This window comes from Clostridium sp. BL-8 (assembly GCF_002006495.1).
In the GTDB taxonomy this organism is placed as follows: domain Bacteria; phylum Bacillota; class Clostridia; order Clostridiales; family Clostridiaceae; genus Clostridium.
This window is the reverse complement of record NZ_LZZL01000031.1, coordinates 32,466-56,901: the sequence shown is the minus strand read 5'-3', so window position 1 is coordinate 56,901 and position 24,436 is coordinate 32,466. Positions and strand designations below refer to the sequence as shown.

Annotated in this window: 17 protein-coding genes, 2 pseudogenes and 1 riboswitch; of the genes and pseudogenes, 14 read left to right on the top strand and 5 right to left on the bottom strand. The window is 30.6% G+C overall.

Going from position 1 to position 24,436, the window contains the following annotated elements; all coding sequences use genetic code 11:
* Positions 1 to 102 precede the first annotated feature (102 nt).
* Positions 103 to 849 (bottom strand): gamma-glutamyl-gamma-aminobutyrate hydrolase family protein, encoded by a 747-nt coding sequence (locus CLOBL_RS12315; RefSeq protein WP_077859310.1) that lies wholly within the window; start codon positions 847 to 849, stop codon positions 103 to 105.
* Between the two features lie 223 nt (positions 850 to 1,072).
* Here CLOBL_RS12315 and ugpC point away from each other — a divergent pair, with 223 nt between their 5' ends.
* The 4 genes from ugpC (at position 1,073) to CLOBL_RS12295 (ending at position 6,810) form a co-directional block, all read left to right on the top strand.
* Positions 1,073 to 2,182: a sn-glycerol-3-phosphate ABC transporter ATP-binding protein UgpC gene (gene ugpC, locus CLOBL_RS12310; RefSeq protein ID WP_077859309.1), complete on the top strand. Its 1,110-nt coding sequence runs from the start codon at positions 1,073 to 1,075 to the stop codon at positions 2,180 to 2,182.
* Positions 2,183 to 2,301: 119 nt separating this feature from the next.
* On the top strand, positions 2,302 to 3,246 hold the full coding sequence (locus CLOBL_RS12305; RefSeq protein ID WP_077859308.1) for a helix-turn-helix domain-containing protein: 945 nt from the start codon (positions 2,302 to 2,304) through the stop codon (positions 3,244 to 3,246).
* Positions 3,247 to 3,358: 112 nt separating this feature from the next.
* Positions 3,359 to 4,369, top strand: coding sequence for a LacI family DNA-binding transcriptional regulator (locus tag CLOBL_RS12300; protein WP_077859307.1), 1,011 nt, complete (start codon positions 3,359 to 3,361; stop codon positions 4,367 to 4,369).
* A 272-nt stretch (positions 4,370 to 4,641) separates the two neighbouring features.
* On the top strand, positions 4,642 to 6,810 hold the full coding sequence (locus tag CLOBL_RS12295; protein WP_077859306.1) for a type IA DNA topoisomerase: 2,169 nt from the start codon (positions 4,642 to 4,644) through the stop codon (positions 6,808 to 6,810).
* 97 nt (positions 6,811 to 6,907) lie between these two features.
* Here CLOBL_RS12295 and CLOBL_RS12290 read toward each other — a convergent pair whose 3' ends face one another.
* Positions 6,908 to 7,798, bottom strand: a complete 891-nt coding sequence (locus CLOBL_RS12290) for an SDR family oxidoreductase (protein WP_077859305.1) — start codon at positions 7,796 to 7,798, stop codon at positions 6,908 to 6,910.
* A 149-nt stretch (positions 7,799 to 7,947) separates the two neighbouring features.
* On the opposite strand from CLOBL_RS12290, the gene CLOBL_RS12285 reads away from it, so the two are divergent.
* The 5 genes from CLOBL_RS12285 (at position 7,948) to CLOBL_RS12265 (ending at position 15,065) form a co-directional block, all read left to right on the top strand.
* Positions 7,948 to 9,393 (top strand): FAD-dependent oxidoreductase, encoded by a 1,446-nt coding sequence (locus tag CLOBL_RS12285; protein ID WP_077859304.1) that lies wholly within the window; start codon positions 7,948 to 7,950, stop codon positions 9,391 to 9,393.
* A gap of 165 nt (positions 9,394 to 9,558) precedes the next feature.
* Positions 9,559 to 10,419 (top strand): DUF4261 domain-containing protein, encoded by an 861-nt coding sequence (locus CLOBL_RS12280; protein WP_077859303.1) that lies wholly within the window; start codon positions 9,559 to 9,561, stop codon positions 10,417 to 10,419.
* A gap of 419 nt (positions 10,420 to 10,838) precedes the next feature.
* Entirely contained in the window at positions 10,839 to 12,071 is a 1,233-nt protein-coding gene (locus CLOBL_RS12275; RefSeq protein WP_077859302.1) for an ammonium transporter, read from the top strand.
* A gap of 205 nt (positions 12,072 to 12,276) precedes the next feature.
* Positions 12,277 to 13,158: a metallophosphoesterase family protein gene (locus CLOBL_RS12270; protein WP_077859301.1), complete on the top strand. Its 882-nt coding sequence runs from the start codon at positions 12,277 to 12,279 to the stop codon at positions 13,156 to 13,158.
* Between the two features lie 260 nt (positions 13,159 to 13,418).
* Complete coding sequence (locus CLOBL_RS12265) at positions 13,419 to 15,065, top strand: family 14 glycosylhydrolase (RefSeq protein ID WP_077859300.1); 1,647 nt, start codon at positions 13,419 to 13,421, stop codon at positions 15,063 to 15,065.
* Positions 15,066 to 15,185: 120 nt separating this feature from the next.
* Here the strand turns inward: CLOBL_RS12265 and putP are convergent, their stop codons facing one another.
* A complete protein-coding gene (gene putP / locus CLOBL_RS12260; protein ID WP_077859299.1) occupies positions 15,186 to 16,661 on the bottom strand; it encodes a sodium/proline symporter PutP in 1,476 nt (491 codons plus the stop codon).
* A gap of 378 nt (positions 16,662 to 17,039) precedes the next feature.
* A riboswitch (cyclic di-GMP riboswitch) is annotated at positions 17,040 to 17,127 on the top strand.
* A 335-nt stretch (positions 17,128 to 17,462) separates the two neighbouring features.
* Between putP and CLOBL_RS12255 the strand changes: the two genes are divergently transcribed.
* The 3 genes and pseudogenes from CLOBL_RS12255 to CLOBL_RS12245 form a co-directional block, all read left to right on the top strand.
* On the top strand, positions 17,463 to 18,197 hold the full coding sequence (locus tag CLOBL_RS12255; RefSeq protein WP_077859298.1) for an acyltransferase: 735 nt from the start codon (positions 17,463 to 17,465) through the stop codon (positions 18,195 to 18,197).
* A 32-nt stretch (positions 18,198 to 18,229) separates the two neighbouring features.
* A complete protein-coding gene (locus CLOBL_RS12250) occupies positions 18,230 to 20,335 on the top strand; it encodes a methyl-accepting chemotaxis protein (RefSeq protein ID WP_077859297.1) in 2,106 nt (701 codons plus the stop codon).
* 156 nt (positions 20,336 to 20,491) lie between these two features.
* Positions 20,492 to 21,049 (top strand): annotated as a pseudogene (locus CLOBL_RS12245) (ABC transporter substrate-binding protein); the annotation flags it as partial.
* Between the two features lie 56 nt (positions 21,050 to 21,105).
* On the opposite strand, the gene CLOBL_RS12240 reads toward CLOBL_RS12245, so the two are convergent.
* Positions 21,106 to 22,716 (bottom strand): recombinase family protein, encoded by a 1,611-nt coding sequence (locus CLOBL_RS12240; RefSeq protein ID WP_077859295.1) that lies wholly within the window; start codon positions 22,714 to 22,716, stop codon positions 21,106 to 21,108.
* A 340-nt stretch (positions 22,717 to 23,056) separates the two neighbouring features.
* On the opposite strand from CLOBL_RS12240, the gene CLOBL_RS27990 reads away from it, so the two are divergent.
* Positions 23,057 to 23,227 carry a hypothetical protein gene (locus tag CLOBL_RS27990; RefSeq protein ID WP_179117740.1) on the top strand — a complete coding sequence of 57 codons (171 nt, stop codon included), beginning with the start codon at positions 23,057 to 23,059 and terminating at the stop codon, positions 23,225 to 23,227.
* A gap of 56 nt (positions 23,228 to 23,283) precedes the next feature.
* Here CLOBL_RS27990 and CLOBL_RS12235 read toward each other — a convergent pair whose 3' ends face one another.
* Entirely contained in the window at positions 23,284 to 23,601 is a 318-nt protein-coding gene (locus tag CLOBL_RS12235; protein ID WP_077859294.1) for a hypothetical protein, read from the bottom strand.
* A 342-nt stretch (positions 23,602 to 23,943) separates the two neighbouring features.
* Between CLOBL_RS12235 and CLOBL_RS12230 the strand changes: the two are divergent.
* Positions 23,944 to 24,431: pseudogene (locus tag CLOBL_RS12230) on the top strand (ABC transporter substrate-binding protein); the annotation flags it as partial.
* Between the last annotated feature and the right edge of the window lie 5 nt (positions 24,432 to 24,436).

Sequence of the window (24,436 nt, the reverse complement as noted above, 5' to 3'; positions counted from 1 at the left end):
AGTTATTCATAATGTAAGGAAAATTATAAATGATATAAAACAAATAATTTAAAATCTTAAAATATGTATTACTAAGTTAAATACATTATTTAAGATTTTAAGTTATTTTTTATTTATCATATTGTTTAACGAAGCATTTATAAAAGCTTTAAATAGTTTAAGCATATTTTCATCATTGTAGACAGTCATAATTTCTGGATGAAATTGCACGCCAACGACAAATTCCTTATCTATGCTTTCGATAGCTTCAATTACATTATCTTTAGAATAAGCAGTAACCTTGAAGCCAGGAGCTAAATCTTTAATTGCCTGATGATGAAAAGTATTGCTGATAATAGAGCTTCCTAAAATATCATGTAGAATTGAATTTTCAAGGATGTCTAAAGTATGAGTTACGGCACCATTTTTTGTTTGCTGCTGATGTTTAATATAGCATCCATCCATATCTGATAAATCTTGATATAAAGTTCCTCCAAAAGCTACATTCAAAATTTGATGTCCTCGGCATATAGCAAGAATTGGTTTATTAAGTTCATAAGCAATTTTTGCTATTAAAAGGTCGAAGTTATCTTTTTCAGGAAATATAAATCCAAGTTTTGGAGAAGGTTCTTCATTATAAAGTAATGGATTTACATCTATTCCGCCAGAAAGTACGACGCCATCGAGAGTTTCAATTTGTTGTCTAATAGATTCTTCATTAGAAAGAATTGGAAGTATAATGGGAATTCCTCCGCCTCTAATTACTGATTCGACATAATCATTACTGATGGATTCCATAACAGAATGAGAATAAAGAGTATCTTGTTTTATAAGTCGACTAGAGTTTATACCTATGATAGGTTTTTTCATAATTTATGCCACCTCCAATGAAAATGTATATAAATTATACTATATAGACAGGAATAAATAAAGAAAGTGCTATTTGAGGTTTTATATTATTTCACAAAAAAAAGAATGCAGTTTTGTAAATTTTCAATATGGAATTTAAAGGATTTCATATAGTAAAATGGACTTATAGCAAATGTTATAGAAATAGAATTGAAATTATATAAATGAAAGGGAGAACGTAGATATGGCAGATCTATCATTAAGACATATTTATAAGATTTATGAAGGAGATGTAGCTGCAGTTAAAGATTTCAATCTGGAAATTGAAGACAAAGAGTTTATAGTATTTGTTGGACCATCAGGTTGTGGTAAATCAACAACTTTACGTATGATTGCGGGACTTGAAGAAATATCAAAGGGTGAATTATATATAGGTGGAAAACTTGTTAACGATGTAGAGCCTAAGGAAAGAGATATAGCAATGGTATTCCAGAACTATGCTTTATATCCACATATGACAGTATATGATAATATGGCTTTTGCATTAAAATTAAGAAGAGCTCCAAAAGATGAAATCGATAAAAAAGTAAGATTAGCAGCCAAGAGATTAGATATTGAACATTTATTAGATAGAAAGCCAAAGGCTTTATCTGGGGGGCAAAGACAAAGAGTTGCATTAGGACGCGCTATTGTCAGAGAACCAAAGGTATTCTTAATGGATGAGCCATTATCAAACCTTGATGCAAAATTAAGAGTTCAAATGAGAACTGAAATATCAAAGCTTTATCAAAGCTTAGGTACAACCTTCATATATGTTACACATGATCAGGTTGAAGCGTTAACAATGGGAACTAGAATCGTTGTAATGAGAGATGGTGTTATTCAACAAGTTGACACTCCACTTAATATTTATAACACTCCAGTTAATTTATTTGTTGCAGGATTTATTGGAAGTCCTCAGATGAACTTAGTTAATGGTACTGTAGCTGAAAAGGAAGGAAAGGTATATTGTAATTTTGAAGAAAATAGTATATTATTTCCGGAAGAAAAAGGAAATGTATTAAAAGAAAAGAATTATATAAATAAGGAAGTTGTATTTGGTATTAGACCAGAGCACTTAGATGATAATAGTAAATTAATTGAAATGAATCCTAGTGCAACAATTGCTGGAGATGTAGAGGTTGTTGAAAGAATGGGTGCTGAAAGTTATATTTATTTTAAATCAGGAAAGAACAATATGACAGCAAGAGTTGATGGAAGTACTAAATCAGAACCTAAGGATAAAATTAAATTATATGTGGAACATGAAAATATTCATGTATTTGATAAAGAAACAGAATTGAGAATATGTTAGTTTATGTAGCAGCTAAGCTTAAATAAGCTATGAGGATGCAGCTTTTAACTCCCATCTAAAAAGATGGGAGTATTATAATAATTGAACATGGGATAAATAATAATTGGAGTGAGAGGATTATGGAGGAATTAGTAAAGTATTTAGAAGGAATATATGAAAATTGTGAAATACCTTTTGAGATTTATGAAGACGGAAAAATTATATTTAAGGCAAATTCAAGCAACATCAAAGAAGAACATTTTCACAATATATTTTTTATTGGAACAAAGAAATTTGAAATAAAAATTGAAAAAGAATATAAAGAATCTTTGAAAATATTGGAGTTTTGTATTAAGGATAAATACAAAAGCAACTGTGATAAAAAGGAAAAGCTTACAATTAAGTTATTGCAAAATTTAAATGTATCAAAAGAAAAAATAAAGGAAACCATGCCTAAAATAAAAGAGGAGACATTTTTAATAACTATTGACTTGAGGGAAAAACTAGCGGAAGTCTTAGAAATTTTGAAAAAAATTTATAACGATACTGATATCATAGTAATTAATTATGAAGATACAATAAATCTAATTGGAGTATTTGAGGATATAAATGAACATGTATCAAGCATAAGTGAAACGGTTTATGTTTCTCTTTATGAGAAATGTTACATAAGTTATTGCCATATTGAAGAGTATGAATTTTTAAGCAGATTGTATAACGAAAATGTTTATAAAATAAGACTGGCAAAAAAATATAAGTTATCTTCAAGGATATTTGAACAGAATAGCCTTCTGTTTGAGAAAATAATGGACAATTTAAAAGAGGAAACTAAAGCAAAGATATTACAAGAATTTGATGATGGATTTTCAAAGCTAGATGAAGATATGATAAAAACAGTGGAGATTTTCTTTAAGCTCAACCTAAACTTAAGTGAAGCGGCAAAAAGTTTATATGTCCATAGAAATACATTGATCTATAGATTAGATAAAATTGAAAAATATACAGGGTATGATATAAGAAAATTTAATGATGCTTCATTGTTTAAAATAGCATTTTTTATTTGGAAACAAAAAAGTAAACTATAATCTTGAATAAAAGTGACTTTAAATGAATTAGATAACCTAAAATTAATAATATAACTGTAAATGGTAACGATATCGTAATTGATCTATGTTTAAAGTGGTGTGGGAGAAATATATGAATATAAAGGATATAGCAGAATTGGCGCAGGTAGGAGTTAGTACGGTTTCACGAGTAATAAATAATCATCCTGATGTTAAGGAAAGTACAAGAAAAAAAATTTTAAAGATCATAAAAGATAGCAATTATATTCCGAATAATAGTGCAAGAATATTAAAACAAAATAATACAAAGAATATAGGTATTTTAGTAAAAGGCGTATTTAATCCATTTTTTGCTCAAATGACTAATATTATAGGAAAAATTATAAATGAAAATGGGTATACAGCTATAGTGCATCAAAATGATTATAATTTAGATCAAGATGTGGATATTTTAATAGCTTTTATAAAGGAAAAAAGATTACAAGGTATAATATGTTTAGGTGGGAATTTTATTGAGATTACTGATGAGAGTTTTAAAGAAGTAAATGTACCTATAGTGTTAACATCTGTAAATACTATTTCAAAGCAAGGAAAGTCATATTATTCATCAATAGGAATAGATAATATTAAAGGTGCTTATGATGCAACAAGATATTTAATAAATAAAGGACATAAAAAAATAGCATTAGTTTTAGGGGATGCCAATGATACAGGAATAAGTTTAAGAAGATTAGAAGGATATGAAAGAGCTTTGAAGAAGGAAAGGCTAGAGATAGAAAAAGATCTAATTATAATAGGTGGATATTCAAGTAAAAAAGCATATGTGGAAACAATGAAATTATTAGAGAAAAGAAAGGACATTACAGCAATTTTTGCATTATCGGATATTATGGCAATTGGTGTAGCCAAAGCAATAATTGACAGTGGCTTTAGGATTCCAGAAGATATTTCATTAGTTGGTTTTGATGGAATGGATGAAAGCAAGTATTACAATCCAAGTATAACAACAGTAAAGCAGCCTCAAAAATTGATGGCAGCAATGAGCATAAAATTATTATTTTCATTGATTAATGGACAAGAAGAGAATAAACATATATTATTGGATACTAAGTTAATAGAGAGAAATTCATGTGCCAGTCTATGATATATGTAATTATATAAAGGCCTTAGGAAATAAAATCGGCAAAAGAATTATGCAATAATAAAATAAATAGAAAACGCATAAATAAGAGTTTTAATAACTGTGAACTGCTAGTTTTAAATTGTAAACTATTTAAGCTGGTTTTATTTTTTATTTAGTGTTAATATATATATTGCTAAAAGATAGAGAAAAGAACTTGGTTAATATTTCTCATGAGAATCCGATATTTAGCATTTTATTATGAGAATAGTAACTAAAGGAGGATACAAAATATCATGGCAAAGGTTATTATTGCGGAAAAGCCATCTGTTGCTAAAAATATTGCTGATGCATATAAAATAAAGACCAGAAAAGATGGTTATTTTGAGGGCAATGGGTATTACATAACATGGGCATTTGGACATCTCTTGCAGTTATATGATGCAAAAGATTATGATGAAAACATGAAAGGCTGGAGATTTGAAAAGTTTCCATTCATTCCTGAACATTTTCTGTATAAAGTAAAATGCGACGGCGTCGATAGATCAACAGAGGATAAGGGTGCTAAAAAGCAACTTGGCATAATAAAGAGCCTTATTGATAAGGATGATGTTGAAAGTATTATTTCGGCTACGGACTACGATCGAGAAGGTCAGGTTATAGCTGATGAATTATTTGGTTATTTTGAGGTCAAGAAGCCAATATATAGATTGCTTTTAAATGAGTGGACACCGGATGAAGTTAAAGGTGGTATGGAAGCTTTAAAAGATAATAAAGAAATGCAGTCACTGCAAGATGCTGGAATAGGAAGACAATGGAGTGATTGGATTATAGGAATTAACTTAACTTCAGTAAGCACACTGAAGTATAAGTTTGAAGAAAATAAAACTATTAATATAGGAAGAGTGCTTCTTCCTACTTTAAAGATAATTTATGATAGAGATAAGGAAATAGAGAATTTTACTGCTACAACTTATTATAAATTAATATCTAACTTCAAAACTTTAACTAATGAAGAATTTGAGGGACTTTATTATGAAAATGATTCTGAAAAGTTTGATAAGAAAGAAGATTTAGATAAATTTTTACCTTTACTTAAGGGAGCAACTGCTAAGATTATTGATAAACAGACAGAGCTTAAAAAGGAATATCCGCCATATTTATTTAATTTATCAAATCTTCAAGGTCATATTACCAGCAAATACAAAGGATGGACTTCAGATAAAGTTCTTAAGGTTGCTCAATCACTTTATGAAAAGAAACTTACTACTTATCCAAGAACAGCCAGTGTTGTTTTGGAAGAAAGTTTAAAGGATAGGGCTAAAAAGGTTTTAGATACCTTAAAGGCAGGACTGCCTTATGAGAAAGATATTAAATTTTCTACATCTAAAAGAATTTTTGATAGTTCAAAAGTTGAAAGCCATAGTGCTATAACACCTACATATATTAAGCCTTCAGGACTGTCAGCAGATGAAAAAGTAGTATACGAGGCTATTAAAAACAGATTCATAATGCAGTTCATGCCTGTAGCGGAATTTGAGGAAACAAAGGTAACGTTAAAGGCTAATGTTACAGAAGTACCAGGAATTTTTATATCAAAGGGAAAAGTAAAGCTTGTGGAAGGATGGAAAGTAGTAGAAAAGATAGAAAGTAAGGATGTAATACTTCCAAAGGTTGAAATTAATGAAAATGTAGATATTGTTGATTCAAAAGTTAATTCAGTAACGAAGAAACCACCTAAGTACCATACTGAAAAAACATTGCTTAGAGTGATGGAGACCTGTGGAAAAGGTCTTGAAGACAAAGAAGAAGATTCAGAAGAAATGATGCAGGCTATTTTAAGCGGCTTTAGTATAGGTACGCCAGCAACACGAGCTGAAACAATAAAAAAGTTAAAGGATATAGGATACTTAAAAACTAAAGGAAAGAATCTTATGTGCACTGATCTTGGAAGGAATCTAGTTGAAACTTTTCCTGTAAAGGAATTGTTTGATTTGGAGTATACAGGAAGATTAGAAAAAACTCTTTCAGATATTGAAAGAGGTAAATTTGCTAAAAGTGATTTTATGCAGTTAATTATAGATTTTACAATCCAGTCTGTAGAGTTAATTAAGAAAGATGATGGAGCACTATCAAGATTTAAAGTGGAAATACCAAAGGACACTGAAAGTATAGGTCCATGTCCGGTATGTGGCAATCCAGTAATTGAAGGTGAAAAAGGCTTTGGGTGTAGTAACTGGAAGAATGGCTGTAAATTCACCATCTGGAAGGATGATAAATATATAAAATCTTTTGGGAAGAATGTATCTAAAGAAATGGTTGAACTTCTACTTAAGAATGGAAAAGTTGGATTTAGAAATTTAAAGAGCAAGAAAGGTAATACTTTTTCAGCTTATTTTAAATATATAAAAAATGAGGAAACTGGATATTTTAATTGGAATATGGAATTTATAGATAATAAATAATTAGGGCTTGCTTTGCAAGTCCTAATTATTTATTATATTAATATTATATAAGGATAAGCGATTAGTGTAATATTTTAAAGGTTCGTTAATAGAGAAATTAACTGTCAACCATAATTCCACCGTTTATATGAAGAACTTGACCCGAAACAAAAGATGAATCATCAGATGCTAAATAAACATATCCAGGAGCTAATTCAAAAGGCTGGCCGGCTCTTTTCATAGGAGTATCAGAACCAAATATAGCAACTCGCTCGGCAGAATAACTTGATACTATAAGTGGAGTCCAAATTGGACCTGGTGCTATTGCATTAACTCTGATTCCCTTAGGTACTAATGAATTAGAAAGAGAACGAGTGAATGTCACAATTGCACCCTTTGTTGATGCATAATCGATTAAATCTCTAGGGCCTTGGTAGGCTGTAACCGATGCAGTATTAACTATTGTACTGCCTCTTTTCATATATGGAAGTGCGGCTTGAGTAAGATGAAACATAGGAAATATATTAATTGAATATGTTGCTTTTAATTGAGAGGGAGATATGCATTCTATGCTCTCTTGAGGAAACTGAACACCAGCATTATTTATTAAAATATCTAGCTTCCCAAATTTGTCTATTGTGCATTCTACTAACTTTTCACAAAAACATTCATGAGAAATATCTCCAGGCATAAGTAAGCATGTGCCGCCATATTTTTCAACATACTTTTTAGTCTTAAGTGCATCCTGATGCTCATATAAATATGAAATTGCAACATCTGCACCTTCTTTAGCAAAAGCAATTGCAACTGCCCTTCCAATTCCACTGTCACCGCCTGTAATTAATGCTACTTTATTCTCTAATTTACCACTTCCTTTATAATCGGGATTATCGAATATTGGAAGAGGGTTCATTAATTCTTCGATACCAGGCTGGAAATTTTGATGTTGAGGTGGAAAGCGTCTGGGAAGAGCATCAAAATTAATTTTCATTCTATAATCTGAATCCATTAGTTTCTCCTAATATATTTTTATATCATTATAATTTATGAGTTCATTAAGTTATTAGTGAGGAAATTTTATAAATGAGAAGCTGATAGTGTATAAATTTCGTGTATATTTGAAAAAAGAAGAGATACTAAATATGAGGTGATGTATACGTGGAAAGTGTATGGAATTCTGAAATTGATTTTAGAAAAAGAGAAGCTTTAGATAAAAATATTAAATGTGAAGTTTTAATCATAGGAGCTGGTATGGCTGGAATGCTGACAGCTTATATGCTTAATAAAAGTGGGAAAGAGGTAGTTGTTATTGATGCTAGACGCATTGCTAGTGGAGTTACAAAAAATACAACCGCTAAAATAACGTGTCAGCATGATTTAATTTATGATAAATTGATTAAAGAATTCGGTGAAGAAGGTGCAAGACAATATGCTAAGGCTAATATTTTGGCGATAGAGAGATACAAAGAAATAATTGATAAGGAAAATATTGATTGTGATTTTGAGCGTAAGGATGCTTATTTGTACTCTTTAGATAATATAAAGAGCCTTGAAGATGAATATAATGCAGCGAAAAAGCTGGAAATTGATGCTGAAATAGTTGATAAAGTCGAGCTGCCATTTGAAATCAAAGGAGCATTGAAATTTAAGAATCAAGCTCAGTTTAATCCCCTTAAGTTTTTGAAATCAATCTCAGAAAAGTTAACTATTTATGAAAATACGACGGCACTTGATATTACAGAGAAAAATACTGTAGTGACAAAGGAAGGAGTAGAAATTACAGCGGAGGAAATAGTAGTAGCAACACATTATCCATTTCTAAATACTCCAGGGTATTATTTTATGAGAATGCATCAAGAAAGATCTTATGTATTAGCTCTAGAAAATGCTCAAGTTTTAAATGGTATATATAAAGGTATTGATAAAAATGACTATTCATTTAGAAATTATAAAAATTTATTATTATTTGGTGGCGCGGTACATAGAGTTGGCGAAAATGAGAAAGGTGGGGCTTATGAGGAATTAAGAAAAGCTGCAAAACAGTTTTATCCTGATTCAATAGAAAGGTTTCATTGGTCAGCACAAGACTGTATGACTTTAGATGATATACCTTATATAGGACATTATTCATCAAAAACACCAAATATTTATGTTGAAACAGGTTTTAAAAAATGGGGAATGACAAATTCAATGGTAGCTGCGATGATAATAAGTGATATGATTCTTGAGAAGGAAAATGACTTTTCGGAAATATTTTCACCAAAAAGATTTGATATGTCAGCTTCAATGAAAAATGCTGCTAATGATATAATTATAACTGCAAAAAACTTTATTGCACAAAGGATAGATATTCCGGAAGAAAATACAAGTAGTATTCAGAATGGTCAGGGAGGTATAATAGAATATAAGGGACAAAAGGCTGGAGTATATAAGGATAATTACGGAAAGATATTTGCTATATCAACAAAATGTGCGCATTTAGGTTGTGAACTTCATTGGAATGCTGATGAATTAACATGGGAGTGTCCATGTCATGGTTCAAGATATGATTACAAAGGAAATTGGATAGAAGGTCCTACTAATAAATCTTTACCTAATATATAATTTCAAGAAATTATATATAAAATAATAGATTATTATGATATAATAAACTAACACATTGATGGGCAAAGCTGTCTCAAAATTGATTAAATTTTGAGGTGGCTTTTTTATATAAAATAAAATAATTTATATTAGAAAAATTACGAGAAGAGAAAGAAGGTTTGCAGCATGAAGAAATACAGAGAAAAGAATAAAGAGGAAAATGTGCCAGATGTTTTTGCGGAAACATATAGTGTAGAACTTTATATGAAGGAAGAGCCTGTAATTTTGGAAAATAACTTATTAGAAAACATTAAGAAATATTGTGGGAATGTTGAAATTTCATCTAGGCAGGAGAATAATATTATATTCGCATTTATGGATCATGTACTAGAATATAAAAATATGAGTGCCCCAGTTTCAATAGTTATTAGTAAGATTTATGATAAACCAGATATTTTAAAGTTAAATAAATCTTTGGGGCAATCAGGAGATTTAAAAAATAAAGAGGAAATTGAGAAGTGTTCATATAGAATTATAGTAACAGATATAATGGCTATAGGATTAGAATACAATAAGAGAATAGAGCTTTTTCAAAAGGCGCTTTATGCTATAGTTGAACTTATTCCGTGTGAAGGAATTCACTTTCAACTTGCAGAGCAGGTAATAAGCAGGGATGAATACTTAGAGAATAATCCTTTTAGTGAAGATTATGACCTTCTATTTGGTATATTAAATGTAAGGTTATTTAATATTGAAGGAGGAGAAGATGAATACTTAATGGATACCTTAGGACTTTCGGCGGTAGGATTATGTGATTTACAATGTCATTTCAAGAATTTAGATCCTAATAAAGTGCTCGATATTTTATATTCTTATGGATATTATATTTTTGATAATAGTGAAGCAGCTGATAATTTAAAAGAAGTAGATGGAATTTATGAAGAGGAAAAGTGGAAATGTGAACATGAAGTTTCATTGGCAGAACCTAAACGTGTTGTCATGGATATTAATCCAGGAAGAGAATTTGCGGGGGGGAATAGAGCTTAACTATAGGAGCATCAGGAAATACTAAGTTATTTAAGACAATAAGATAAAAAATAAACAAAAATCTCTTGTTTTTGATGTGTAAAAGCAAGAGATTTTTGTTATTATCACTTATATCTTTTACTTGTGAAAAAATATATTCATATTTTATCATAAAATAAAATAATTTTACATTTTATATTGACACCTAAATTTTAAGATAGTAAACTTATAAAAGTATAATACATGATTAAATAAAATATTCGGGAAACAATGGCGTTTTCATTTCTAGATAAAGATATATCTGACGATAGATATACCTTTTTGAAGTGAGATCGCCTTTTTATTTTTATGAAACTATAATAAAGCAATATATTAGCAATAAACTCAAAATGTAATTAATAGTGGAAAGCTTAAAAATTATTCAAGGGGGAATAAAAAATATGGAATTGTTAAATGGCGCGGATATGGGATTTGTATTTATTTGTGCAGCACTAGTAATGCTTATGGTACCAGGTTTAGCTTTATTCTATGGTGGTATGGTAAGGAGCAAGAATGTACTTAGTATTACAATACAAAGTTACGTAGCGTTAGTTATTATATCTATTCAGTGGATTTTAGTTGGTTATACTTTGGCCTTTGGTCCAGATGTTAAAGGTATAATTGGGGGATTAGATTGGGGATTTTTGAATAATATAGGAATCACACCAAATGCAGATTATGCAGCTACAATACCTCATTTAGAATTTGTGATATTTCAATTAATGTTTGCAGCAATCACAGCCGCTGTTATTTCAGGTTCCGTTGCTGAACGTATGACTTTTCCGGCTTTTTTGGTATTAATAATCTTATGGAGTACATTAGTTTATGATCCTATTGCTCACTGGGTATGGGGAACTAATGGATGGTTAAAAAATTTAGGTGTTCTAGATTTTGCAGGAGGGCATCCAGTTGAAATAAATTCTGGAGTTTCTGGTCTTATTGCAGCGCTAGTTATTGGAAAAAGAAAGAAGCCAAGTCCAGGACCTCATCACATACCTATGGCAATACTTGGGGGCGGACTTTTGTGGTTTGGATGGTTTGGTTTTAATGCAGGAAGTGCTCTTTCCATGAACTATGTTGCCATTAACGCCTTCTTTACTACCAATACTTCTGCAGCAGCTGGAGCTATTGGATGGACAGTGTCCGAATGGATTCTTTATAAAAAGCCCACTGCACTTGGAATGGTTAGTGGAGCAGTTGCTGGACTAGTTGCTATAACTCAGGGAGCAGGTTTTGTAAGTCCTATATCAGCTATATTTATTGGACTAATTGGGGGAGCGTTGAGTTTTTTTGCTATAGCTGTTCTTAAGAAGAAATTAGGATACGATGATGCACTAGATGCTTTTGGATGCCATGGTGTAGGGGGAATATGGGGATCTATAGCTACTGGGATATTTGCCTCTAAAGCAATTAACCCAGCAGGTGCTGATGGATTAATATATGGTAATTTCACGCTTATAAAAGCTCATTTAATATCAATTTGTGCTACTGCATTATATGCAGCAGTTGCAACATTTGTAATACTTAAGGTTATTGGTTTTGTAATGAAGTTAAGAGCAACTTCAAGTGAGGAGTCAGAGGGATTGGATATTTCTCTGCATGGAGAAGAAGGTTACTCAGGTTTAAATATGTAGAGATTAATTATTATAAAAAACAAGAACTAAGTTCTCATCCTAGAACTTAGTTCTTGTTTTTTAATTTTAGTATGTAATGTGAATTATTTAAATGGTGATTTTATTATTAACTTCTAAAGAGAGATATGTTTTTAATATAGATACTATTATACTAATTCTTATCATAAAAATTAGTATAGTATATTAAATGAAAGCGGGTCTTATTATGAAAATACCACTTAAATTTGATAATAATAGAAATTTCAAAATAGTTCAATTTACAGATATACACGAAGGTCCAGAAAAGGATAAATCCATAAGTCTTATGAATAGGATATTAGATTGCGAGAAACCTAATATGGTAGTTTTAACTGGAGATAATATTGATGGTAAATGTAAAACCGTAGATGACGTTAAAAAAGCTATTAACAATATAGCCGGACCAATGGAAAATAGGAGGATACCTTGGGCTGTTGTTTTTGGTAACCATGACGATGAGCATGGTATGATGACAAAGGAAGAAATGATGAAGTTATATATGAGTTATAAATGTAATTTGAGTGAAATTGGATACAAAACTTTTGATAGGATTGGTAATTATAATATTCTCATAGAAAGTTCAAAAAGAAAAGTACCTAAGTTTAATATTTACATGATAGACTCTGGAAAATATGCACCTTCATTTATTGGAGGATACGATTGGATAAGACTTACTCAGATATATTGGTATAGGAAGACAGCGTTAAATCTAAAACGAAACTACAATAGAACAATACCATCACTTATGTTTTTCCACATACCATTACGAAATTTTAAGAAGGCATGGGAAACTGGATTTATTGATGGTGAAAGGTTTGAAGAGGAAAGCGTTGCAAAAATAAATTTGTGCCTTTTTAGTAAAGTAATTAAAACTGGAGATGTAAAAGGGATTTTTACAGGCCATGATCATTTAAATAATTATTGTGCTGAATTAAACGATATTAGACTTGGATATGCCGGATATATGGGATACGGAACTTATGGTAATGATGATATTCCACGAGGTGCAAGAGTGTTTCTTATAAATGAAGAGTCACCAGAAGATTTTAAAACTTGGGTGAGACGATAGCTTTATAAGAAATTAAAATTATAGCTATATTAAGAATAGAGTTTTTTATAAGAAAATTATAGCTAAGTAATTAATTAGATGAGGATAGCGCATATACTTAGCTACAATGATAATTATATTATTATAATTTAGAGAATACAAAAGTGTTGATGACTTACATAATATGGAATATAATTAAGTTAAGTAATGGAAAGAAATAACTCGATTATAATGTCCTAATGCTTTACTCAATAGATCAGTAAAATACTAGGAGGGAATTTATGAAGTATGTTAACAAAACCTTAAGAGGCTATGAAAGGGCTCTAGTATCTTTATTACTTGTTTTTACACTATTTTTATCATTTGGTTTTAAGGTAAACGCATCAACAATAAACTCTGATTACAAATCCTTTGTAATGGCACCGTTAGAAAAAATAACAGATTGGAATGCTTTTAAAAATAAATTGATAACGCTGAAGAATAATGGGGTCTATGCAATTACAACGGATGTTTGGTGGGGAGATGTTGAAAGTAAAGGAGATAACCAATTTGACTGGAGCTATTATAAAACATATGCTGATGTCGTACGCTCATCAGGATTAAAGTGGGTGCCTATAATATCAACTCATCAATGTGGTGGTAATGTAGGAGATACAGTAAATATATCTTTACCTTCATGGTTATGGAATAAGGATACACAAGAAAATATGGAGTATAAAGATGAAAAGGGGAATTTTGATAAAGAGGCTCTTAGTCCATGGTGGTCTGGAGCAAATAAGCAATATGATGAACTTTATGATTCATTTGCATTAAATTTTAGCGGATATAAAGACATTATAGCTAAAATATATATTTCTGGTGGACCAGCAGGTGAATTAAGATATCCTTCATATAATGCAGCTATTGGGTGGTCATACCCTAATAGGGGGTATTTACAATGTTATAGTGCAGCAGCGGAAGCAGATTTTCAAAATGCTATGAAAATAAAATATGGTACAGTAAAGGAATTAAATAGTGCATGGGGAACAAATCTTGCAAGTTTTTCACAAATCAGTCCACCAACAGATGGAGATGATTTTTTTGAAAGTGGGTATAACTCAGTATATGGATGCGACTTTTTAAGCTGGTATCAAGGCGTACTTACAAAGCATTTAGCAGATATGGCATCAGAAGCTCATTCACATTTTGATCAAGTTTTTAATGTAAGAATAGGAGCAAAAATATCAGGGGTACATTGGCTTATGAATAGTCCAGAAATGCCTCATGCAGCAGAATATTGTGCAGGTTATTATAATTATAGCACTTTACTTGATCAATTTAAGGAATCAGATGTAGATTTGACATTTACATGCTTAGAAATGGATGACTCAAATGCAAATACAAGTCCATATTATTCAGCTCCAAAAACTCTTGTTAAGAATATTGCCAGCCTTGCAAGTTCTAAAGGAATAAACCATTTTGGAGAAAATGCGCTACCTATCTCAAATAATAATCAAGCATATCAGAATATTGCTGAAGTATTATTTAATTATAATTTTTCAGGTTTCACATTATTGAGATTAGGGAGTATTATTGATGATAATGGAAAGCCTACATCAGAATTAGCTTCATTTGTAGATACCCTAGCCATGAAACCTGCTCCAGTTAAATTTACTATAAATAATGCTAATACGATATACGGTCAAAATGTATATGTGACAGGAAGTAGATTGGAATTAGCTAATTGGAATACAGGCTCATATGCTACAGCGCTTAATTACAACAATGGCAGTTGGACAGGAATCACGTATCTTGGAGAAGGACGCCCTTATGAATTTAAAGCAATTAAAAGAGATAGTGGTGGAAATGTAATTTGGGAAGGTGGAAATAATAAATCATACACTGTTCCAACTGGAGGCGGGAATTATACTTGGAATTGGATGAATTAGTTAAGAGAAAAAATGTAATAGTATTAAGATTTTAGGTAAATATAAAGCACATATGATTTTATAGTGAAATCATATGTGCTTTAAGTTTATGCTTCAATTGTAAAATAATCAAATATAACTTTAGTTCATATCTAACAATGTCTTTTCCATTGTAGCAAATTCTTTATCAATAATGCTATTAGGCTTATAAGTTAGAAGGCTGACAATAACAATAGATATAAGTGATAGGAAGAAACCTGGAATCATTTCATATAGATAGCTTGATAAACCTGAAGCTATCCATATTATAACTGTTAATCCACCAACAATCATACCTGATAATGCTCCCCATTTGGTCATTTTTTTCCAATGAAGGCTTAATAGGAGAAGTGGTCCAAAAGATGAACCAAAACCAGCCCATGCTTGACCAACAATATCAAGGATTGTCTTATTAGGTAAATATGCAAGGATGGTTGCTAAGGCTGCAACTATTAGTACAGATAACCTTCCTATTATCATTTGTTTGTGCTCAGAAACTTCTTTTTTTAATAATGTTAGATAAAAGTCCTTTGTAATTGAACTAGAGCAAACTAAAAGCTGAGAAGAGATAGTGCTCATGATAGCAGCAAGTACAGCTGCCAGTATAATTCCTGTGATAAACGGATGGAATAAAATATCTCCAAGGCGAAGAAAGACTGTTTCCGGATCACTTAATGGTGTTTTATGTTCTGTAAAATATACTAGTCCTACAAGACCACTTGCAACAGCACCTAAGAGACCAATTGCCATCCATCCAATACCAATTCTTCGTGCTGACTTTAGTTCCTTTGGAGATTTTATAGCCATGAACCGAACAATAATGTGTGGCTGACCAAAATAACCAAGTCCCCAAGCCAGAAGACTAATGATAGAAGCTATACTGGTTCCTCTAAACATGTCGAACAATGCAGGGTCAATATTCGTTATCTTATTTGTAAAGGTACCAGGATCTACTCCTATATTGATAAATGCTACAACTGGCACCATGATTAAGCAGATAAACATTAGTGTTCCTTGAAAGAAATCTGTAAGGCTTACTGCTAAAAAACCACCAAAGTAAGTATAAAGAACGACAACAGATAAAGTAACTACTACTCCCATCGTATAGGTTAATCCAAAAGTATCTAAAAACAATTTCCCTCCTGCTACAATTCCTGATGAAACATATAGAATAAAAAATACAAGTATTACGATTCCAGATACTAAACGCAAAACATTTGATTTATCCTTAAAGCGATTTTCAAGGTAATCTGGAATTGTTAAAGAATCGTTTGCGACCTCAGTATAAACTCTAAAACGTGGAGCTAGTAAAAGATAATTTAAATAGGCGCCTATTGTTAATCCTATTCCAATCCAAAGACTAGATATACCGGTTAAATAGACTGCACCTGGGAGTCCCATAAGCATCCAGCCGCTCATATCACTTGCTCCGGCTGATAAAGCAGTTACCATAGGACCAAGACCTCGGCCTCCAAGCATATAGTCTGAAATATTAGAGGTCTTTTTGTATGAATTGTATCCAATTATGAGTAAGATGAGAATGTAGATTGCAATAGCAGCAATGGACCATAATTTCATATTGAATCCTCCTTTCTGTAAGTATAAAAAATAAAATTCCATATTTGAAAATATTTATGAAATATAATCGGAAATTTTTAAAAATAACAATGATATATTAACATATTATTTAAAAAATAACAATTAAATAAAAAGAATAATAAATATGAGATGATTGCATTAGGACTAAATAGAAATAAATAATAAGATATTAATCTAAATGGTTTACAAACAAATAATAAAATTCAATATAAAAAAAAATAAAAGTTATTTAATGGAAAAAACAGATTAAAGATTATATAAAATGAACTTTTTTTCATTTTACTTAATATAGATTTAATATAAAATGTTGAAATTTAATATAATTAGTGTAATAATGGAATATAATAGTATATATTATGATGTTAATAGCATACTTATCGAAAGGTAAGGACGCAAAGCTATGAGTCTAAGGGAAAGTTTTTTCTATGATCGTCAGGTTGCCAAAGTTATTTTTTATAAAACATGATTATAATATTTTTTGGTGCCTAAATACTTATAGGCACCTTTTTTATCGAAAATTTTCCTTAGTAAAAAGTGAACCATATAAGCAGTGACTGATAAATTGCATAAAGGTTAGGAAAGGAGTGGACTATATTTGGGTTAAAAGTTAACTTGAATTGATAATGATAATTAAGTTAAATGTTTATTATTTTAAATTCAGGAATCAGCTGTTTTGTAGTTTATGTAACTTAGCGACATTTCAATACTTTAAAAATTGCAGTGAACATTAACGGGGAAGGGAGAAGATTACTTTTGCAATTTTGGTAATCAATACATAGAATGGGTAAAATAGAGCAAGTATTAGAAAAAGTAAAAAACATATTAAATGAAGAGGTAAATAAAGAAAGTGTAATAAAAATTTTAGATTTAATAAAATGTCCTTTTCCTTTAGAAATTTTAGATGAAATGAAATTGTATGGAGATTATTTACCTAAGAATAAGGAATTAGGATTCACAAAGGAAAAAAGATATCTACATTTTTTATGGGAAGTTTTAGATAAGTCACCAATGTGCCTTATATCTAACTTTGCTATTCCGTATAGACAGTTGTTAGCAAAAAAGCTATTTAAATCTTGTGGGAAAAACTTCATAGCAGAAGAAAATGTCCGCTTCAATGTACCTGACAACATAGAAATAGGAGATAATGTATTTTTAAATAGGGGAACATTTTTAGATTCAAAAGGTGGAATAGTTATAGGTAATTCAGTTACATTAACTGAAGGAGTGACGGTTTTCACACATTCTCATGAAGAGCATGATCATGTATCAAGAACATATGCACCAGTAATAATTAAGGATTATGCAAAAGTATATTCAAATACAACAATATTACCTGGTGTGACAATTGAAAAACAAGGAATAGTAGCAGCTTGTTCACTAGTTGCTGGAGATGTAAGTAGAAATACAATGGTTGCTGGAGTGCCAGCAAAGCCAGTAAGAGAAAGAAAAAACTTTGAAAAAAAAGAAACAGAATTAAACCATATATGGTTACATAATGGTGAATTTCAACAATAGAAATTTTACATAAGTTTAGGGGGAGATTGATTATGAAGATGTCATTTAAATCAAAATTTATGGTTGTAATTTTGCCATTGGTAATAGTAGGATTACTGTCTTTAACAGGAGTTGCATATATAAATTTTAGACATATATTAGAGACTGAATTGGTTAACTCAATGTCACAAAGAACAACTGAATCAACAAATCATATAAACACATGGTTAACCGGAAGATTAGGAGAAGTTCAAGAAACGGTTCAGAATCCAATACTTAAAACGTTTTTGGAGAAAAATCCTAATGTAGATTTACAAAGTAATGATGGTTCATTAGAATTGATAGATGAAATAAATTCATCAAGATTTAAGTTTATTAATAATGCGTATCCTAATGAATATGCAGCCTTGCATATAGTAAATAATATAGAACCTAGTGAATGGAGCAGTCCAGATGGTTTAAATAAGCTTCAGGCAAGATATTACAACGTTAGTAATGGACAATTTGCTACAGCTAACTGGGCCAAAGGTGCTGCACAAGAAGCAGGAGAAAGATATTCCAAAACAAATGGTGTACCTTATGACGCAATATTTAAACCTACATACTCTCAAGCTTATGATAAAAATGTTGTTATGATGTTTGCGTGGCAGAAAGATAATCAGGGAAAAGCAATAATTGGAGCAGCTGCCAGCGTAACAATTGAAACTGTAGAAGATCAAGTAAAGAATTTAAAATATGGAAATAAAGGATATGGAATGTTAATAGGCAGTGATGGTACATTTATTGTTCATCCAAATGCTGACTGGGCTATGAAGGAAAAAATAGATTCAGTGAATGATCCTGATTTGACTAAACTTAGTGAACTTATTAAAGATGGTAAGCCAGGAGTTTTCAGCTTTGGAAGCGGGTCTGATAAAAAGATTGCCTTTTATGCTAAGGTACCAGTAGCAGATTGGACAGTTGTTAATGTAGTTTATGAAAATGAACTTTTTGCATCAGCTGATCGTCTTATATTAATGATGCTTGGATTAGCTGTGGCAATCATAGTGATATTATCTATAGTAATATTTGCTGTTACAACTCATTTAATTAAGCCTTTAGTAAAGCTTAATGAGTTTGCTCAGGTTGTATCAACTGGGGACTTAAGTGGATCAGTTGAAGTAAAATCAAAAGATGAAATTGGAAATCTTGCAGAAGCCTTTAATAATACTATTGGAGCATTAAGGGGAATAGTGCAGGATATAACTGATGAGTCAGCCAAAGTTAATGAAGTTTCTGCAAATCTTGCTAATTCATGTGATGACAGCACTAAAGTTACAGAGGAAATTGCTAAGGCAATAGAATCAATAGCAGGAAATACTACTGAACAATCAAGGCAGGTAACAATAGCCAGCGAAAAGACGATTGAAATGGAAGAAGTGAGCAGAGCAGTTGTGACTAAGTGTAACAATATGCTTGAAACAGCTGAGGAATCTCATAATATAAGTGCAGTTGCTTTTGAAGCTATAGATAAATCTGTAGCTAGCATGAAAATAATTGTTGATAATAATCAAACTAATCTGGAAGAAAGCAAGATATTGCTTGAAAAATCAAATGAGATTGGGAAAATAGTTGAAGTAATAACTAACATTGCAAGTCAAACTAACTTACTTGCATTAAATGCAGCAATAGAAGCAGCAAGAGCAGGAGAACAAGGAAAAGGATTTGCAGTTGTTGCAGATGAAGTTAGAACTCTTGCTGAACAATCAGCTACTGCAGCAAGTCAGATATCAAAACTAATAAGCGGTGTACAAGGGCAAATTGAAAATATAACTAACAGTATGAATGAAGGTTCAAAAGAAATAACTGTTGGTATGGAAACAGCAGAGAAAGCTGAAGCTCATTTTGATAATATTGAAAAAGCCATAAGTAATATTTTTGATGTAGTAAGAGATGTATATGATTCTACGGAAACAATGATTAAGACAGCTAAAGATACTGTGGCAGAAATGCAGGAAACATCAGTTATATCAGAACAAACAGCATCTGCAACAGAAGAAGTATCAGCATCAGCAGAAGAACAGGCAGTTACTATGGATGAAATTGGAAATTCAGCCAGCCAATTATCAAAACTTGCAGGCAGACTAAGTGAGTTAGTAGCACAATTTAAAGTTAAATAGTTATATAAAATATGAAATCATATTAGAGGACTATTGCAAAATGATATTAATTATTTTGCAATAGTTTTTTTATGCGCATAACTACTATAAATTAGAACAATCTTCGATAAAATATCATACTATACACCATAAATACTATTAGGAGATGCTTTCTTCGTGAAAAGAGAATTGAGAGTATTAATTGGTTTAATGATTTCATGTGTGATGGTTATATCTATGTTTGGATGCAGTAATAGTAAATCTACTAGTGGTGGTATAGTAACTGTACGTTTAAATGAAGTAACTCGTTCTGTCTTCTATGCACCAATGTATATAGCAATGAGTCAGGGATATTTTAAGGAAAATGGAATTGAAATTGATTTGCAGACAGGACAAGGTGCTGATAAGACTATGCAGGCAGTTATGAGTAAATCAGCAGACATTGGTTTCTGTGGACCAGAACAAACAATTTATATTAATAATCAAGGAAGAGAAGATTACCCAATACTTTTTGCTCAGCTTACACAAAAGGATGGGTCATTTTTAGTTGGAAGAACTAAAGAGGATAATTTCAGTTGGCAAAATATAAAAGGAAAGAAAATTATAGGAGGAAGACCAGGTGGTGTGCCAGAGATGGCCTTTGAATATGCCATGAAGCAAAATAATATTAATCCTAAAACTGATGTTGATATGGTTACTAATATAGATTTTGCTGCAACTGCAGGAGCATTTGAGTGCTACATTAAAAAGCGCCTTTTTAGGCGCATGAAAGTATGGTAGAGATTAACATTCTATTTCTTTGAATGGGACTTATTGGTGCAAAACGGAGTAATGATAATTTCGTTAGTATCTGAATTGTAAGAAATATGGTTAATAAGAGAATTTATAAGAAACCTTCTTGTAAAATGATCAGCATTTTCCCATAAATTTTTAAAGTTAAGAATCATAGAAGCATAAGCATCAATTTCTTTGATAGCTGCTTTAAAATCATTAATGTTTTCTAATTCGGACTTCTTAAGTTTTAATTCATTTATATCTTTGTTTAATTCTTCAATTCTGGAAGAGAGTAATTCATATATATTAGGATTTAAAGAAAGCTTGTCTACTAAATTTTTTATTTTTAGCTTCTTTTGAGAGATTTGTTTCTCATAGGATTTAATATTATTTTTATCTATAGATTCAGCTTCTAAGGATTTTTTATATTCTTCAATGGCTTTAATTAATGAGCCTTTATTTTCAGAAGCTTTAAAAAGCTCTTTTAGAACAGATTCTTCTAACTTATCAATTCTTATATTTTTGGAATCACAGATGGTAGCGGTTGGATTAATTTTATTTATACATACATAATACCTAAGTATATTACCAGTTTTTTTAGAAATATGGCCTTGTTTTTGTATCATTTTTCCACCACATTTCGCACAATGTAACACAGAGTTAAATACACAATATGCACTGCCATTAACTAATCTAGGAGCAAGATCCTTATTTTTATCTAATTGTCTTTGAACTTTAATCCATAAAGTGTCTTCAATTATACCTTCATGTTTTGAGATAGAAAGAATCCATTCACTAATATCCTTATATTTATCTTTAGAGTCTTTTTTATTATAGATTAAAATCCCATTACCATTTGGTTTACCAAATACAATTGTACCTTTATTTGAAAGATAATTTATTACGAGTTCAGAGGATTTAACGTAAACTGGATTTCTAAGTAGGAGTTGTAATGCTTTTATATCCCAGTTAGAATTTCTTTTTGTTTTAATATTGTTTTCTAGAAGATATTTTTGAAGCTTTCCAAGGCTTCCAAGAAATAAATATTGCTCAAAGAAGAATTTTACTAGAGAGAGATCTTTATCAATAGGTGATAATTTCATCATCTTTTTTTGCTTAGAGTTATTATCTAAATAATATTCAGGCTCAGAAGAAAAACCAAAAGGCGGAGTACCACCAAGCCAGCGGCCAGTTTTTGCAAGTTCATACATGTTATCTTTAATACGTTCAGCTATGGTTTCGCGCTCCAATTGAGCAAATACGCTGCTAATAAACATCATGGCAGTACCCATAGGACTAGAAGTATCGAACTGCTCTCGTATTGAAATAAAATCTATGTCGAGTTTTTTTAACTCATCAATAAGAGTAGAGAAATCAGAAACATTTCTACTAATTCTATCAAGTCTATAACAAATAATTGCATCAAACTTTTTTAATTTAGCATCTTTCATCATAGATTTAAATTCAGGTCTGTTTATGTTACCACCTGAAAAACCTTCATCTTCATATATGTAAATATCATCATAACCGTTATTTTTAGCATAAAATTTGCATAATTCTATTTGATTTTCTACGCTTTCACCTTTACCAGTAAATTTTGATTTTCTTGAGTAAATGGCTGCTTTCATAGTTATACCTCCAAAATATTTATGTTAGTGCTTGTGGCTTTATACATAGGTTAGATTGATTAAGTACAGCTAAATATATTTATTAAAAATTAGTGAAAAAAATACTATACTTCACAGCAATTATATGCATTATGAAAATATTTACTACCTGGCAAATGGAAAAAGATCTTTTTACTTTACTTGATAGTCAAGTTGATAAAAGTGCGAAAGATGATTATTAGATAATAAAAAAATACCTGTAAATGATATTTGCATTTATAATAATAAAGCTTTCAAGGTAACGCATTGAGATGATAAAACATACAATGGAATGATTTAGATTATACTTGGAGGAATAGAGATGAAAGACGGCATATTGAAGGTAACTATAATAGGATTAAGATCGGGTGACAAAAAAGGTTTTGATGAATTAGTGGCAGAATTGCAAGTTGCTGCTGTTATGAAAATGTGTCCTCCAGAATTAAGGCTGCAAGTGTTAAATAACGCTTTAAAAATATTAAAAACAAATTAATTCGTAGAAATGAAAAACATATGTGGTTTCTGATTCAATATGAAAAGTTTCATGTATTAAGAAAAGACTATATCTCCTTTACCAACTATTAAAATATTATAATTAGATTTAAGAGGAATTAAAGTATGCTTTAATGATTGAGGCTCCAAACGAACAGATTCTTGCATTCGTTCCTGATCGTCAAAAATAATTAAGTAGGCATTATAATTAGTAGAAGTATTTCGAACTGCATAATTAGTATTTTCCATTAGGTCTAAATCTTTTAATGTATAAAATCCTTGAGAAAAAGGCTTAGTATCAGCCATAGTATTTACTATGCTCATAGTGAATGATAAAAATAAAAAAATAAAGAATACAGTAATATATTTTTTCATTACATGACCACCTTTCATAATTCTTAGTTAGTAAAATACAAATAAGTATATTTTTTATTATGTGAAGATAGAAAAAATATATTCAAAATAAAAAAAGAAACTAGAGGGTAAACTAGTTTCTTTTATATATAGGGATTTAGGGTATATAAAGTATTGAAATTTATAAGGGGTAAATATTCAATACCTACTTTATGACAATTCCATTGTACGATATTTTATGATTTATTTCAACAATAACCATAAAAAAAATAATATGGGATACAGAACAAAAATTGGATTGGTAAAAAATACGATTTAAATTACGCATATTCTTAAAAAAAAAATTAAGAGGGGATCCTTAAAATCGCTTTTTCATGTAGTGAGCATTTAAGGGAGGTACTGGAGATTATGTGGCACTTTTTGAACCAACAGCATCTGCTCTTGTAAAGGATGGTACAGGAACTATACTTGCGTCAGTTGGTGAACAATCAGGACTTATGCCTTATACTTGTTTCTTTTCTACAAAATCTTATATGGATAAAAATCCTAAGGTAATTGAAGGTTTTACAAAGGCAATTTACGAAGGGCAACAATGGTTCTTTAGTCATAGTACAGAAGAAGCAGCAGACAGCATAATTAAATATTTTCCAGGAACAGATAAAGATACGATTATGACTGTTATAGACAACTATAAAAACATCGATGCAATAGCTCATACACCAGAGATTAAAGAAGAAAATTTAAATAGACTTATGGATATAATCTCAGATTATGATAAGAGCTTGCTTCCACAAAGACCAGAGTTTTCTAAGATAGTTGATAATTCTTATGCTGAAAAAGCAGTTAAGTAAATGTC

Coding starts and splice junctions, on each gene's coding strand:
- CLOBL_RS12315 (WP_077859310.1), bottom strand. CDS start 849: ATGAAAAAACCTATCATAGGTATAAACTCTAGTCGACTTATAAAACAA.
- CLOBL_RS12300 (WP_077859307.1), top strand. CDS start 3,359: ATGAATATAAAGGATATAGCAGAATTGGCGCAGGTAGGAGTTAGTACG.
- CLOBL_RS12265 (WP_077859300.1), top strand. CDS start 13,419: ATGAAGTATGTTAACAAAACCTTAAGAGGCTATGAAAGGGCTCTAGTA.
- CLOBL_RS12280 (WP_077859303.1), top strand. CDS start 9,559: ATGAAGAAATACAGAGAAAAGAATAAAGAGGAAAATGTGCCAGATGTT.
- CLOBL_RS12255 (WP_077859298.1), top strand. CDS start 17,463: ATGGGTAAAATAGAGCAAGTATTAGAAAAAGTAAAAAACATATTAAAT.
- CLOBL_RS12250 (WP_077859297.1), top strand. CDS start 18,230: ATGAAGATGTCATTTAAATCAAAATTTATGGTTGTAATTTTGCCATTG.
- CLOBL_RS12290 (WP_077859305.1), bottom strand. CDS start 7,798: ATGGATTCAGATTATAGAATGAAAATTAATTTTGATGCTCTTCCCAGA.
- CLOBL_RS12240 (WP_077859295.1), bottom strand. CDS start 22,716: ATGAAAGCAGCCATTTACTCAAGAAAATCAAAATTTACTGGTAAAGGT.
- ugpC (WP_077859309.1), top strand. CDS start 1,073: ATGGCAGATCTATCATTAAGACATATTTATAAGATTTATGAAGGAGAT.
- CLOBL_RS12305 (WP_077859308.1), top strand. CDS start 2,302: ATGGAGGAATTAGTAAAGTATTTAGAAGGAATATATGAAAATTGTGAA.
- putP (WP_077859299.1), bottom strand. CDS start 16,661: ATGAAATTATGGTCCATTGCTGCTATTGCAATCTACATTCTCATCTTA.
- CLOBL_RS12270 (WP_077859301.1), top strand. CDS start 12,277: ATGAAAATACCACTTAAATTTGATAATAATAGAAATTTCAAAATAGTT.
- CLOBL_RS12295 (WP_077859306.1), top strand. CDS start 4,642: ATGGCAAAGGTTATTATTGCGGAAAAGCCATCTGTTGCTAAAAATATT.
- CLOBL_RS27990 (WP_179117740.1), top strand. CDS start 23,057: ATGAAAGACGGCATATTGAAGGTAACTATAATAGGATTAAGATCGGGT.
- CLOBL_RS12275 (WP_077859302.1), top strand. CDS start 10,839: ATGGAATTGTTAAATGGCGCGGATATGGGATTTGTATTTATTTGTGCA.
- CLOBL_RS12235 (WP_077859294.1), bottom strand. CDS start 23,601: ATGAAAAAATATATTACTGTATTCTTTATTTTTTTATTTTTATCATTC.